The 13,248-nt window shown below is 67.7% G+C and carries 12 protein-coding genes; 11 read left to right on the top strand and 1 reads right to left on the bottom strand.

The window, feature by feature from the left end:
- Positions 1-105: 105 nt before the first annotated feature.
- From IB225_RS17555 to IB225_RS17530, 6 genes are all read left to right on the top strand, one after another.
- Positions 106-906, top strand: a complete 801-nt coding sequence (locus IB225_RS17555; RefSeq protein WP_192313221.1) for a DUF4198 domain-containing protein — start codon at positions 106-108, stop codon at positions 904-906.
- A gap of 24 nt (positions 907-930) precedes the next feature.
- Positions 931-1,833, top strand: coding sequence for an EF-hand domain-containing protein (locus IB225_RS17550; protein WP_192313218.1), 903 nt, complete (start codon positions 931-933; stop codon positions 1,831-1,833).
- Positions 1,834-1,864: 31 nt separating this feature from the next.
- Positions 1,865-3,307 (top strand): DUF2271 domain-containing protein, encoded by a 1,443-nt coding sequence (locus tag IB225_RS17545; RefSeq protein WP_192313215.1) that lies wholly within the window; start codon positions 1,865-1,867, stop codon positions 3,305-3,307.
- Positions 3,308-3,434: 127 nt separating this feature from the next.
- Positions 3,435-5,804 (top strand): TonB-dependent hemoglobin/transferrin/lactoferrin family receptor, encoded by a 2,370-nt coding sequence (locus tag IB225_RS17540; protein ID WP_192313212.1) that lies wholly within the window; start codon positions 3,435-3,437, stop codon positions 5,802-5,804.
- 115 nt (positions 5,805-5,919) lie between these two features.
- Positions 5,920-6,690 carry an exodeoxyribonuclease III gene (gene xth / locus IB225_RS17535; protein WP_192313209.1) on the top strand — a complete coding sequence of 257 codons (771 nt, stop codon included), beginning with the start codon at positions 5,920-5,922 and terminating at the stop codon, positions 6,688-6,690.
- A 137-nt stretch (positions 6,691-6,827) separates the two neighbouring features.
- Positions 6,828-7,436, top strand: a complete 609-nt coding sequence (locus IB225_RS17530; RefSeq protein WP_192313206.1) for a hypothetical protein — start codon at positions 6,828-6,830, stop codon at positions 7,434-7,436.
- A 69-nt stretch (positions 7,437-7,505) separates the two neighbouring features.
- Here the strand turns inward: IB225_RS17530 and IB225_RS17525 are convergent, their stop codons facing one another.
- Positions 7,506-7,772: a GlsB/YeaQ/YmgE family stress response membrane protein gene (locus IB225_RS17525; RefSeq protein ID WP_192313203.1), complete on the bottom strand. Its 267-nt coding sequence runs from the start codon at positions 7,770-7,772 to the stop codon at positions 7,506-7,508.
- 174 nt (positions 7,773-7,946) lie between these two features.
- Between IB225_RS17525 and IB225_RS17520 the strand changes: the two genes are divergently transcribed.
- The 5 genes from IB225_RS17520 (at position 7,947) to IB225_RS17500 (ending at position 13,043) form a co-directional block, all read left to right on the top strand.
- Positions 7,947-8,561: a 4'-phosphopantetheinyl transferase superfamily protein gene (locus IB225_RS17520; RefSeq protein ID WP_192313201.1), complete on the top strand. Its 615-nt coding sequence runs from the start codon at positions 7,947-7,949 to the stop codon at positions 8,559-8,561.
- Between the two features lie 7 nt (positions 8,562-8,568).
- Entirely contained in the window at positions 8,569-9,225 is a 657-nt protein-coding gene (gene rsmG, locus IB225_RS17515; RefSeq protein ID WP_192313199.1) for a 16S rRNA (guanine(527)-N(7))-methyltransferase RsmG, read from the top strand.
- A 185-nt stretch (positions 9,226-9,410) separates the two neighbouring features.
- Positions 9,411-10,208: an AAA family ATPase gene (locus tag IB225_RS17510; RefSeq protein ID WP_192313197.1), complete on the top strand. Its 798-nt coding sequence runs from the start codon at positions 9,411-9,413 to the stop codon at positions 10,206-10,208.
- The gene (locus tag IB225_RS17505) at positions 10,208-11,104 is read left to right on the top strand and encodes a ParB/RepB/Spo0J family partition protein (protein WP_192273861.1); all 897 of its coding nucleotides are present in this window, start codon (positions 10,208-10,210) and stop codon (positions 11,102-11,104) included. Before IB225_RS17510 ends, IB225_RS17505 begins: the two co-directional genes overlap by 1 nt.
- Before the next feature lie 175 nt (positions 11,105-11,279).
- The gene (locus tag IB225_RS17500) at positions 11,280-13,043 is read left to right on the top strand and encodes a DUF885 family protein (protein WP_345776643.1); all 1,764 of its coding nucleotides are present in this window, start codon (positions 11,280-11,282) and stop codon (positions 13,041-13,043) included.
- Positions 13,044-13,248 lie beyond the last annotated feature (205 nt).

Below are 13,248 nucleotides of genomic sequence, written 5' to 3'. Positions count from 1 at the left end.
TCAGTTGTGTGACGACTCATTCATCGTCATACTTCACGCGTTCAGCCAGCACTCGACCGTCTCTCCCGGTCCCGCCAGCGATTCACCGTCTGACAGGACCCGCACATGAGACTGGCGCCCCTCTTCGCCGGCATTTTCGCCTGCGTCTTCGCCGCATCGGCTTCGGCCCACACGCCCTACCTTGCTCCCAGCACGTTCGCGCCACGCGCGGGCGACACCGTCGCGCTGGATGCCGCGTTCGCCGAGACCTTCTTCGTTCCTGAAACGGTCTTCGACAACAGCCGCTTCACCGTCATCGGTCCCGACGGCAAGGAAGCCGCGCTCGACAGCGTGCAATTGCTGAAAGTCCGCGCGGTGGCCGAGCACACGCTGCCGAAGGGCACGACCGGTACCTACCGCTTCAGCACCGGGCCGCGCCTGGGCGCGCTGTTCCGCACCTGGGAACTCAACGGCAAGCAGGAAAGCTCGCGCGATCCCGCGGCGAAGATCCCGGCGGGTGCGAAGGTGATCTCGAACTTCCAGTCGCTGACGCTGGCTGAAACCTACGTCACCGTCGGAGAACCCGGGCAGGCCGCATTGCAGCCGCGCGGCAAGGGCATCGAACTGGTGCCGGTCACCCACCCCAACGATCTGTTCGTCGGCGAGACGTTCGATTTCACCGTGCAGTACGACGGCAAGCCGTTGGCCGACCAGAAAGTGGAAGTCACCGAAGCGGTGTGGACCTCGGACCGCAAGCCGCAGGTGGTGACGGTGCTGACCGACGCGCAGGGCAAGGCCAGCATCAAGCTGGAACGCGCCGGTACCTGGCTCGCGCTGACGCGCTATCGCACCAAGGCCCCGGCCGGCGGGCCGGTCGACGAATACAGCAACAGCTACACGCTGACGTTCCGCGTGCTGGAACAGTAACCCCCCACTTCACCGGAGACCTCCATGAAACCTGGCCTGCTCGCCAGCGCGTGCACATGCGCGCTGCTGTCCGCCCCCGCCTTCGCCCAGCAAGGGCCCGCGCCGCGTCCGCTCGTCGGCGGCCATGGCAACAACATCACCGCCTTCATCGCGCAGCATGACGCGAACGCCGATGGCCGCCTGACGTGGGAGGAGTTCGACGCCTTCCGCCGCGACCGTTTCGACGCCACCGACGCCAATGGCGACGGCACCGTCGACGTGGAGGAGTACGTGCAGGAGTTCGAGGACCGCATGCGCGAGGAGATGGAACAGGGTCGGGGCGAACAGGTCGAGCAGACCCGGCGTCGCTTCGCGGCGCTGGACCCCGACAAGGACGGCCACGTCTCGCGTGCCGAGTTCGACGCGTCCGGCGAACGCGTCTGGACGGAGGGGCAGAAGGCCCTGGCGGGCAGCAAGGACGCCAAGGACGGTGACGCGAAGACCGAGGCCGCTGCCGAACGATTCGACCGCCGCCCCAACCGCCTGGCACTGCCCAGCAGCCATACAGCCGAAGGCTTTCTGGCGCTGTACGACGGCAACGGCGACGGCAAGGTGGAGCGCAGCGAGTTCGACCAGGCGCGCACCACGCAGTTCACGCGCACCGACACCAACGGTGACGGGCGCCTGGGCCGGGACGAGTACCTGGCCGAGTACGAGGACCGCCTCGATCGCCACATCGCCACGCAGACCGGCGGCTCGGACAAGCAGACGCGTGTGCGCTTCGGCGCGCTGGACACCGACAAGGACGGCAAGATGACGTTCGCCGAGTACCAGGTGTCGGGCAAGCGCACGTTCGATGCGGCAGACCGCAACCACGACGGCGTGGTCGATGCTGCGGACGCCAAGCTGCCGCCCCCGCCGCGTACAGAGCGGCCTGCCGCGAACTGAGGCGGAAGATCGCATGGGGATGCGAGTGTCGATGAGGCTCCAGGGGATGGGCCTGTGGCTGGCTCTGGTCAGCCCAGGCCTCATGGCCGCACCGGTGCAGGTGCAGCGCGAGGGCGTACTGGGCACGTCGTTCGAGATGCAGGTCGACGGCGGTGGCGCACGCGGCGCACGCGCGGTCGATGCCGCGCTGGACGAAATCGCCCGGCTCGAACAGCAGCTCAGCACTTGGCGCGATGACAGTGCGTTGTCGCACTACAACGACGGCCACCTGCGCACCGAGCGGCTGCCTGACGCCGTTGCAGGCGTGCTGGCGGCATGCGAGCGCTGGCGGATCGAGACGGACGGTGCTTTCAGCTGCCGTCTCGGCGGCCTGATCGCGCAATGGCGCCAGGCGGACGCGAGCGATCAGTTGCCCGAACGGGCGGCGCTGCGTCGTCAGGCACGCGCACTGTCGGCCTTGCCCGCCCCCACGGACGGCCCGCTGGATCCGGCTGCCGGCCTGCGCTTCGATGTCGACGGCATCGCCAAGGGCTACATTCTGGATCGCGCGCTCGCGAGCGCCCGGCGCGCTGCACCGAAGGCCTCCGGCATCCGCATCGATATCGGCGGCGACGCCGTCTACTGGGGTCATCCGGAAAACCGTGACGCTTGGCGCGTCGACGTCGCCGACCCGAAGCAGCCCATCGACAACCAGCCCGGCATCGCGCACGTGCGACTGGCCTCGCAAGCCATCGCGGCGAGTGGCCATCACAGTCGCGGCTACGCCATCGGGCGGCGGCACCTGAGCCACATCCTCGATCCGCAGGACGGCTGGCCCGTGAGCTACGCGCCGACTGCCACCGTCATCGCCACGGACGCCGCCACCGCCGACGCACTGGCGACCGCCCTCAGCGTGATGCCGATCCGCGAGGGCATTGCCCTGGTGGATCGCATCGACGGCGCCGCCGCCCTGGTGGTGTCGGACGCCGGGATTCCGTTTGCATCGGCGCGCTGGCCGGCAGCTCTGGTGAAGGACGAGGCCGCGCCTTCGCCTGCCGTCCCGACCGTCGTCATCGACTATGAAATCCCCGCGATCAAGGCAGACCGCTACCGCAAGCCCTATCTCGCGGTGTGGATCGAACGCGAGGACGGACGCGCGGTGCGTCAGCTGCATGTCCTGGGCGACCGCTCGCGCTGGTTGAGCGAACTGCCGCGCTGGTGGCGTCACTACGGCCGCAACGATCCGGCCGGCGCCCTCGGCATTGCGCGCCCGACCCGTGCAGCCGGTCACTACACCCTGGCGTGGGATGGCCGCGACGACCGTGGCGAACCGATGCCGGCCGGACGCTACGTATTGCGGGTTGAAGCCGCACGCGAGCACGGCGGACACGAAGACATCGCGCTGCCCTTCCCGCTGGGCGGCGGCGCCTCGCCCCTGCAGCACCAGGGTACGACCGAAATCGGCCGCCTGCTGCTGCGCTACGACAAGACGTAGCCGCTTTTCCTTCTCAACGGCGCGATCCCGCGCCATCCCAGCGACGTACTTCCGCCATCGCGGCCGCAGCCAGGATTGGAGCGCTCCCATCGAAGCGCATGTTATTTCCTGACTGTGGAGTCACACCATGAAGTTGTCCCCCCACCTGCTGGCGCTGGCCATCGCGTCGTGCCTGTCGCTGCCCGCCCACGCGGATACGCCCGCCGACCCGAATGGCGCGCAGACGCTGGATACCATCGAGGTCAAGGCCCAGCGTGAGCGCCAGCAGTCCACCAACCAGAACGTCACCACCCTGAGCAGCAAGGATCTGCAGCAGCAGGGTGCGCAGAGCATGGAAGATGCGATCCGCTACGTGCCGGGCGTCGAAATGGTCGACCTGGGCCGCGCAGGCTTCAACGGCTTCAACATCCGTGGCCTGGAAGCCGACCGCGTCTCCATCACGCTCGACGGCCTGAGCTTCCCGCAGAGCATGGACCCCGGCACCTACCAGCCCTATGAGTTCTTCCGCTCGGGTCGTGGCAGCGTCGACATGGAAGCCGTGAAGAGCGTCGAGATCATCAAGGGCGCCGACGCGATCACCGCCGGCAGCGGCGCGCTGAGCGGTGCGGTGATGTTCACCACCAAGGATCCATCCGACTTCCTCGCGCCCACCGGCAACGACACCGCGGGTGCGATCAAGTACGCGTACACCGGCAGCAACGACGAGAGCGCCGGCACGCTGACCTTCGCCAACCGCACCGGCCGGTTCGAATCGCTGCTGGTCTATACCAAGCGCGAAGGCCACGAAACCGAATCGTTCTACGACACCACGATCAACCGCATGGGCCCGGGCCGTCGCACGCCGGATCCCATCGATCGCGAAAGCGACAACCTGCTGGCCAAGGCGAATTTCCTGATCAGCGACACGCAGACGTTCGGCCTGATCTACGAGCGCGCGCGCACCACCGGCCATGTGAACAACTGGACCCGCAGCGACGGTACGGGTTCGTACTACGAGCGTTCCGCGGTGGACCGCAGCGATCGCGACCGCTATGGCGTGAAGTACACGTGGAAGGCCGGCGTGGCGGCTTTCGACACGCTGGAAGCGACGGTCGACCGCCAGGAGAACTACATCCAGGGCCAGACCAACGTGCTGGTCGCCAGCGGCATGTCAGGCAACACGCGCTGCTCGGTGACGGCGCTGTGTTCGCGACAGGAGTTCCGCTGGGACACGCAGGAGCGCGACCGCGCCGCCGTGGACCTGGACAAGTCGTTCGAAACCGGCGGCGTGCGCCACGCACTGGTCTACGGTGCGGCCTGGCAGCAGGCGGACATCGACTGGAACTCGGTCGACTCGCGCTGGAACAACGCGGGCCAGCTGGTCAGCCGCGATACCGATCCCTCGCTGTGGCCGAATACCCGCGAGACGTCCTGGACGGTCTACGCCCGCGACAAGATCCGCCTGCTGGAAGATCGCCTGACGCTCACCGGCGGACTGCGCTACGACAGCTACAAGTACACGCCGAAGGCGCGCCCCGGCTCGGACGGCGATTCCGGCTACACGGACGGCGGCGGCAGCGTCGGCGTGTCCGAATTCCGTTCGCCGACCTGGAACCTGGGCGCCGATTTCCGCATCACCGACACGCAGTCGCTGTGGGCGCAGGTGGGCCGCGGCTTCCGGGCGCCCAGCGTCAACGACATGTACGGCACCTCGTCCACCACGCAGGTCACGCGCGTCTCCGACGGTGCCACGGTCACGGTGCCGGACGGCAAGAGCAATCCGGATCTCGATGCCGAGCGCAGCCTCAACCTCGAACTGGGCTGGCGCTACAGCAGCGACCGCCTGCGCCTGGGCGTGTCGGCCTTCCACGACACCTACAGCGACTTCATCGACACTGCGGACTTCGTCGGCGACCCGACCGTGCAGTACAGCACCGTCGTGGGCGGCCAGACGGTCATCACCAACGGCTACATCTACACCATGCCGATCAACCGCGGCGAAGTGAAGGTCAAGGGCATCGAAGCCGAGGGCATGTGGCTGCTGGCCGACGACTGGATGGCGCGTCTCGCTTACTCGTACAACGAAGGCGAAGACAACGACGGTGAGCCGCTGGGCAGCATCGTCCCGGCCAAGGCCGTGCTGGGCCTGAACTACGTCGCACCCTCGCGGCGCTGGAACGTCACCGCCAACGTCACCCACCAGGAAGACAAGGATCCTTCGGACTACGGTCGCAGCATCACCAACTCCAGCTACGGCGCGGAAGTGGTGCCGGTGTACGCCTACAAGGCGCGCGCCTACACGCTGCTGGACCTGTTCGGCAGCTACGACATCACGAAGAACCTGCATCTCACTGCCGGTGTCTACAACGTGTTCGACAAGGAGTACTACCTGTGGAACCGCGTGCGTACCGCCGGCGCCGGCAATGCGGTGTTCTCGGGCTCCACCAGCGCCGCCGGCATCGGTCGCTGGTCGCAGCCGGGCCGCAACGTCCGCGTGACCCTCAGCTGGTCGTTCTGAGGCATTGAGTGGAAGGGCTGGCCCCACGTGGGCCAGCCCGCCGCTCGCCGGAAGTGATGCGCGGTAAGATGCGCCCGCGGACTCACGCCTCGTCCCGGGCACACTGACAACGAACATGCGCATCGCCAGCTGGAACGTCAATTCGCTCAACGTGCGCCTGCCGCACCTCACGCAGTGGCTGGGCACGTTCGCACCGGACGTCGTCGGCCTGCAGGAGACGAAGCTGGAGGACCACCGCTTCCCCGATACCGCACTGGCGGAAGCGGGCTACCGCAGCGTGTTCGCCGGGCAGAAGACCTACAACGGCGTGGCACTGCTGTCGCGCGAGCCGATCAGCGATGTGCACATCGGCATTCCCGGGTTCGAGGACGAGCAGAAGCGCGTGATCGCCGCGACCGTCGGCGATGTACGCATCATCAACCTGTACGTGGTCAACGGCCAGGACGTCGGCACCGACAAGTACGCCTACAAGCTGCGCTGGCTGGACGCCGTGCACGACTGGATCGCCGACGAACTGCAGGCGCATCCGAAGCTGGTGGTGATGGGCGACTTCAACATCGCACCCGACGACCGCGACGTGTTCGACCCCAAGGTCTGGAACGACGACCACATTCTCACCTCCACCGCCGAGCGCGCGGCGCTGCAGCGCCTCTACGGCCTTGGACTGCACGATGCCTTCCGCCTGCACAGCGACGAAGCCAACGTCTACAGCTGGTGGGATTACCGGATGGGCGGCCTGCGCCGCAACCTGGGACTGCGCATCGACCTGACGCTGGTGTCCGATGCGCTGCGTGCGAGTGCGGTCGAATCCGGCATCGATCGCGAGCCGCGCACCTGGGATCGCCCCAGCGACCACGCACCGGCGTGGGTGCGGCTGGGCGGCTGATCGGAAGCACTGCGCCTCGCCACGTTTGCGACGAAGAGTGGCTGTGCGTCGCCAGGACGAACGCCGACGCCGTCATCTCACAGCGGGTCCCGCACTACGCTGCCACGGCCACTGAGGCAGCACCCACAAGGACCTTCATGCATCGCTTTCCGCGTGCGGCCGCTCCGGACCGCGCCATTGCCACACCGTTGTCGATCCGCGTCCGTCGCGCGCTCTGTACGGCACTCATCGCGTTCTCATGGCCGCTCCCGGCCATCGCGGACGACACCCCGGCGCAGGCTGCGTTCGCTCAACTCAAATCCCTTGTCGGGGAGTGGCGCGGCGTATTTCCCAGCGGCAGGGAACACACGGTCAGCTACCGGCTCACCGCTGGCGGCAGCACGCTGGTGGAAACCTGGACCCTGTCGCCCACGCGCGAGTCGATGACGCTCTATGCGCTGGACGGCGACCGCCTGTTGGCGACGCACTATTGCCCGCAGGGCAACCAGCCGAGACTGCGCTTCGAGGGGATCGATGAAGAGGGTCGCTATCGCTTCGAGTTCGTCGACGGGACCAACCTGCAGGTGGCGGATCGCAGCCATCAGCACCGTTTCTGGCTGGCGTTCGATGACGCGGACCACTACCGCCGTGCCGAGCACTATGTCCGCAACGTGCCGTCCGGAGAGTCACCGATGGAAAGCGCCGCATCCGAGGACGACGATGCGGTCGTCTACACGCGGATCGTGGCGGACAGACCCGCGCACTGACGCGATAAGGAAAAGGCCCGGATGATCGGGCCCTTTCCATCGCGCTGCAGGTAGAGCGCGGCGGGACCGCTACCTCGCGCGACCGCGGGTGAACAGGTTGACGATCAGCAGCAGGACCACGGCGCCGATGAACGCGGTGATCAGGAAGCCGACCCAGCCGCCACCAAGTCCAAGTCCCAGCGTCGGCAGCAACCAGCCGCCGAGGAAACCACCGATGATGCCGACCACCACATTCAGGATGATGCCTTGCGACCCGTCGCGCTTCATCACGATGCTGGCCAGCCAACCGGCGATGCCACCCACGATCAGATAGATCAGAATACCTGTAGGACTCATGACGCTTCCTCCCTTGAATGGACAAGGCCCCACGACGCGGGGCACGCTTGAATCTTCGACCTACGACGTGAAGCCGTCGTTATTCCACATGGGGGAAGCGTCCGTGCCTGCGTTTCATAACGCCAACCCTGCGGGCATGCACGCTGTGCCGCACCACGCGACGGATGCCCGAACGTGAACTGGCGTGACGCCCCCGCAGATTGGCGGCTCGACGATGTGTCGCTCTGGCTGCTGCCGCACGCCGCCCGTCAGCGCGGCGAACCCTCTGCCCGCGAAAAGCTTGCACAGGTCCTCGCACAGCCGCCGCATGCCCTGCCGATCACCCGTGACGCACAGGGGCGGCCGCATTTCATCGCGCCGCTGCATCACCTGGAGACCGGCTGGAGCCACAGCGGCGACGCGCTGCTGCTGGCGCTGGGCGAAGACGTGGAACTGGGCGTGGACATCGAACGCCTGCGCCCGCGCCCGCGCGCGATGGAAGTCGCCGAGCGCTTCTACCACCCCGAAGAGATCGCGTGGCTGCGCGCGGTCGACGACGATGCGCGCCTGCTGGCCTTCGTGCGCCTGTGGTGCTGCAAGGAGGCGGTGCTGAAGACGCACGGCCAGGGCATTTCCTTCGGCCTGCACCGCTTCCATGTGGCGCTCGGCGACGGATCTCCCCGCCTGGTGGCGTGCGATCCGGGGCTGGGCCGACCCGACGACTGGCGCCTGCACGAGTGGGCACCGCAACCGGACTATCGCGCCGCGCTGGCCTGGCACCCGCGGGGCCGGCGCGAAGGCCTGCGATAATGCCGCGATGAACGACACCGCCTTTCCCGCCGACCTGCGCGACACCCTGCACCACGGGCTTGCCGCACTCGGCCTCGATGCCGACGCGCTGGCGCCGCGCCTGCTGGCCTACCTGGCCCTGCTCGACCGCTGGAACAAGACCTACAACCTCACCGCGATCCGCGACCCGCGCGAGATGGTCACGCGCCATCTGCTGGACTCGCTGGCGATGCATCCGTTCGTCGACGATCTCGCCGCCGGTGGCGGTGCGTTGGCCGACCTCGGTACCGGCCCCGGCCTGCCCGGCATTCCGCTGGCGATCGCCAAACCCGGCCTGCGCGTCACGCTGGTGGAGAGCAACGGCAAGAAGGCGCGCTTCCTGCGCGAAGCGGTGCGCACGCTGAAACTGGACAACGCGCGCGTGGCGGAATCGCGTGCCGAAGCACTCGACGAACCGCAGGCCTACGACGCGCTCACTGCGCGCGCACTCGACGTGCTCGCCGGCATCATCGAGGTCGGCGGTCATCTGCTGAAGCCCGGTGGCGCGCTGCTGGCGATGAAGGGCGTGCGACCCGACGAAGAGATCGCCGCCCTGCCTGCCGGCTGGTCGGTGGCCACCATCGAGCCCCTCACCGTGCCGGGCCTGGTCGGCGAACGGCACATGGTCGTCGTTCGCCGCGACTGAACCGCGCACCGCACCGGTGCGCGCGGCGTAACTCCTTGATATGACTGAGCGCCCCTCGGGGTCGTCGTTGGGGAACGCGGCCCGATGACCGGACGCAGCCCGCGCGTCCGTTGGGATGATTTCGCACGCCCGCTCCCGAGCCCGCATAATCCCCCCTCACCCCGTATCCGATAAGGCGCCCTCGCATGGCCCGCATCATTGCCATTGCCAACCAGAAAGGCGGTGTCGGCAAGACCACCACCGCCGTGAACCTGGCCGCCGCGCTCGCGCGCGCGCCGCAGCGGGTGCTGCTGGTCGACCTGGATGCGCAGGGCAACGCGACGATGGGCAGCGGCGTGGACAAGCGCGAGGTCGAGGCCTCGACCTGCGACGTGCTGCTGGGCGAGGTGGAAGCGAAGGCGGCGGTGGTGACCACGGCCGAAGGCTTCGACCTGATGCCGGGCAACATCGACCTGACCGCGGCGGAAATCCAGCTGATGGAATCCGACGGTCGCGAGCAGCGTCTGAAGAGCGCGCTGCAACCGCTGCGTGGCGACTACGATTTCATCATCATCGACTGCCCGCCGGCGCTGTCGCTGCTCACGCTCAATGCGCTGACCGCGGCCGACTCGGTGCTGGTGCCGATGCAGTGCGAGTACTACGCGCTGGAAGGCCTGTCGGCGCTGATGGAAACCATCGACGCGCTGCGCGCGCGCCTGAATCCCGGCCTGGAGATCGAAGGCGTGCTGCGCACGATGTTCGACATCCGTAACAACCTGGCCAACGCCGTCTCCGGCGAACTGACCACGCATTTCGGCGACAAGGTGTTCCGCACCATCGTGCCGCGCAACGTGCGCGTGGCCGAGGCGCCCAGCCACGGCCAGAGCATCGTCGGCTACGACCGCGCCTCGCGCGGCGGCGTGGCCTACCTGGGCCTGGCCGGCGAGATCCTGCGCCGCGCGGCCGACCGCAAGAAGCAACAGAAGCACATGGAGCACGCGTGATGAGCGCCCCGAAGAAACGCGGCCTGGGTCGCGGACTGGAAGCCCTGCTCGGCCCGAAGGCCGCCGAGACGCCGCCGCCGGAAGCCCAGCCGGGCGAAGCGCTGCGCACGTTGCCGGTGCAGCAGCTGCAACCGGGAAAGTACCAGCCGCGCATGCAGATGGATGCCTCCAAGCTCACCGAGCTGGCGGAATCGATCAAGGCGCAGGGCGTGATCCAGCCGATCGTCGTGCGCGAGCTGTCGCCGGGCAAGTTCGAGATCGTCGCCGGCGAACGCCGCTGGCGCGCCTCGCAGGAAGCTGGCCTGGCCGAAGTGCCGGTGGTCGTGCGCGAACTGGACGACCGCACCGTCATCGCGATGGCGCTGATCGAGAACATCCAGCGCGAAGACCTCAATCCGCTGGAAGAAGCGCAATCGCTGCAGCGGCTGATCAACGAATTCTCGCTGACCCACGCCGAAGCGGCGGAAGCCGTCGGCCGGTCGCGCGCCGCCGTGTCCAACCTGCTGCGCCTGCTGGAACTGCCGCCGGCGATCCGCGCGCTGCTGGAAGCGCGTCGTCTGGAAATGGGCCACGCACGTGCATTGCTGACACTGTCGCCGGACCTGGCCAGCAAGCTGGCGTCCGATGCGGCCGAACAGGGCTGGTCGGTGCGCGAAGTCGAGCACCGCGCGCAGCAATTCGCCGCGGGCAAGGTGCCGGTCACCGGCAAGAAAGCCAAGCCGACCAAGGCTGCGCCTCAGCCCGACATCGCCTCGCTGGAGACCGAACTGTCCGAGAGCCTCGGCACCCGCGTCACCATCGCCCACGGCCGCGGCGGCAAGGGCAAGCTGATCATCCAGTACACCGACTTGGACACGCTGGACGGCGTGCTCGAGCGCCTGCGTCCGAAGGCCTGACGCGCGCAGGATGCCGGCTGTGGGAGCTACGTAAGTCGCGAGCTTTTGCCGATCGGCGCGTCTGCCTCACCGCTATCGCGACTTACGTCGCTCCCACAAGGACGGGTGTTACCGCCCGGACGGGCACATCGGCCCTGCATTACCATCCGGTTTCCGCTTCCACCGGATGTACGCCTTGAACCTCCGCACCGCCGCCCTCCTGCTCGCCTGCGCCCCGCTGCACGCGCTCGCCTTCGCTCCGTCCGATGCCGACAAGCGCTTCCAGGCCTTGTATGAGAAGGAGTGGAAGTGGCGCCAGGAGCAGACCGGCCAGGCCGACGAAGACACCGACACCAGCGGCGACAAACGCGGCCTGCCGGACGTCGGCGCCGACGCGCAGCAGGCACGGTTGAAGGTGTGGGAGCAGGTGCTGAAGGACCTCGACGGCATCGACGCCAAGGCGCTGTCGCCGGAAAACCGCATCAACCTGGCGATCTATCGCCCACAGGTCGAGAACCTGGTCGACGAAGTACGTCTGGGCGCCTACGAGATGCCATTCAATTCGGACTCGTCGTTCTGGTCGAACCTGTCGTTCATGGCGCGCCGCCCGATGAAGACGGCGAACGATTACCGCGCCTACGCCGCGCGCCTGCGCGACGTGCCGCGCTACTTCGACCAGCACATCGCGAACATGCGCAGCGGCCTGAAGCGCGGCTTCACCGTGCCGCGCGCGGTGCTCGACGGCCGCGACGTGTCGATCGCCGCGGTCGCGGATCTGAAGGATCCGGAACAGTCCACGTTCTACGCGCCCTACAAGAAGATGCCCGCCAGCATTCCCGCTGCGGAGCAGGAGGCGCTGCGCAAGGAAGTGCGTGATGCCATCAGCCAGCAGGTGGTGCCGGCGTTCGGCACGCTGCTGACCTTCTTCCGCAGCGAGTACGTGCCGCAGGCACGCACCACGCTGGCGGCGGAAGCCATGCCCGGCGGTAAGGCGTTCTACGCACAGCAGATCCGCGAATACACCACGCTCGACCTCAGCGCCGAGCAGATCCACCAGATCGGCCTGAAGGAAGTGGCGCGCATCCAGGCCGAGATGCAGGAGGTCATCAAGCAGACCGGCTTCAAGGGCACGTTCGCCGAGTTCCTGACCTTCCTGCGCACCGATCCGCAGTTCTACGCGAAGACGCCGCAACAATTGCTCGACCGCGCCGCGTGGATCTCCAAGCGCGTCGACGGCGAAGTCGGCAAGTACATCGGTACGCTGCCGCGCGGGCGCTTCACCATCGTCGAAGTGCCGGCCGACATCGCGCCGTTCTGGACCGCGGGCCGTGGCGGCCTGGGCACGTACTGGCTGAACACCTACGACCTGCCCTCGCGTCCGCTGTACAACCTGCCGGCGCTGACGCTCCACGAGTCCTCGCCGGGCCACTCGCTGCAGGCCGCGCTGGCGCAGGAGCAGGGCGAGCAGCCCGCCTTCCGACGCGACAACTACATCTCCGCCTATGGCGAGGGCTGGGCGCTGTACACCGAGAAGCTGGGCAAGGAGATGGGCATCTACGAGACGCCCTACGAGGACTTCGGCCGGCTGACCTACGAGATGTGGCGCGCCACCCGCCTGGTCATCGACACCGGCGTGCACCACAAGGGCTGGACCCGCGACCAGGCCCTGGCCTACCTGCGCGACCACACCGCCCTGTCCGAGCACGAGGTCACCACCGAGGTGGACCGTTACATCTCCTGGCCGGCCCAGGCGCTGAGCTACAAGCTGGGCGAGATCGCCATCGTCCGCCTGCGCGGCGAGGCCGAGCAGGCACTGGGGCCGAAGTTCGACGTGAAGGCCTTCCACGACGCCGTGCTGAAGCAGGGCTCGGTGACCCTCCCGGTGCTGGAAAGCCAGATCCGCGCCTTCATCGCCGAGAGCAAGGCCGGCCCGGCCAAGCCGGCGGCGGCCGCGCCCTGAGGCGGGGTGGGCCCGGACCCACCTTCCCCGATCACGCATCCGCGCCCTTGTAGGAGGGGCGGATCTGCCCTAAGTGGTTGCGGCACAAGGGAAACATCGGCATAATGCGCGGCTCGCTGCGTCCGGCCTTGCCGGATCTGCGGCCGGAAACGCGATTCCGGCTTGTGTCCGCAGCGGTTTACCTACCGTATCGCGTGGTGTCCGA

This window comes from Pseudoxanthomonas sp. PXM02 (assembly GCF_014851805.1).
Taxonomy (GTDB): domain Bacteria; phylum Pseudomonadota; class Gammaproteobacteria; order Xanthomonadales; family Xanthomonadaceae; genus Pseudoxanthomonas_A.
The sequence above is the reverse complement of the archived record's forward strand: the minus strand, read 5'-3'. Positions and strand labels throughout refer to the sequence as shown.

Bases quoted from the DNA above. Each gene is read 5' to 3' on its own strand.
- IB225_RS17555 (WP_192313221.1), top strand. From the start codon at position 106: ATGAGACTGGCGCCCCTCTTCGCCGGCATTTTCGCCTGCGTCTTCGCC.
- IB225_RS17550 (WP_192313218.1), top strand. From the start codon at position 931: ATGAAACCTGGCCTGCTCGCCAGCGCGTGCACATGCGCGCTGCTGTCC.
- IB225_RS17545 (WP_192313215.1), top strand. From the start codon at position 1,865: ATGAGGCTCCAGGGGATGGGCCTGTGGCTGGCTCTGGTCAGCCCAGGC.
- IB225_RS17540 (WP_192313212.1), top strand. From the start codon at position 3,435: ATGAAGTTGTCCCCCCACCTGCTGGCGCTGGCCATCGCGTCGTGCCTG.
- xth (WP_192313209.1), top strand. From the start codon at position 5,920: ATGCGCATCGCCAGCTGGAACGTCAATTCGCTCAACGTGCGCCTGCCG.
- IB225_RS17530 (WP_192313206.1), top strand. From the start codon at position 6,828: ATGCATCGCTTTCCGCGTGCGGCCGCTCCGGACCGCGCCATTGCCACA.
- IB225_RS17525 (WP_192313203.1), bottom strand. From the start codon at position 7,772: ATGAGTCCTACAGGTATTCTGATCTATCTGATCGTGGGTGGCATCGCC.
- rsmG (WP_192313199.1), top strand. From the start codon at position 8,569: ATGAACGACACCGCCTTTCCCGCCGACCTGCGCGACACCCTGCACCAC.
- IB225_RS17510 (WP_192313197.1), top strand. From the start codon at position 9,411: ATGGCCCGCATCATTGCCATTGCCAACCAGAAAGGCGGTGTCGGCAAG.
- IB225_RS17505 (WP_192273861.1), top strand. From the start codon at position 10,208: ATGAGCGCCCCGAAGAAACGCGGCCTGGGTCGCGGACTGGAAGCCCTG.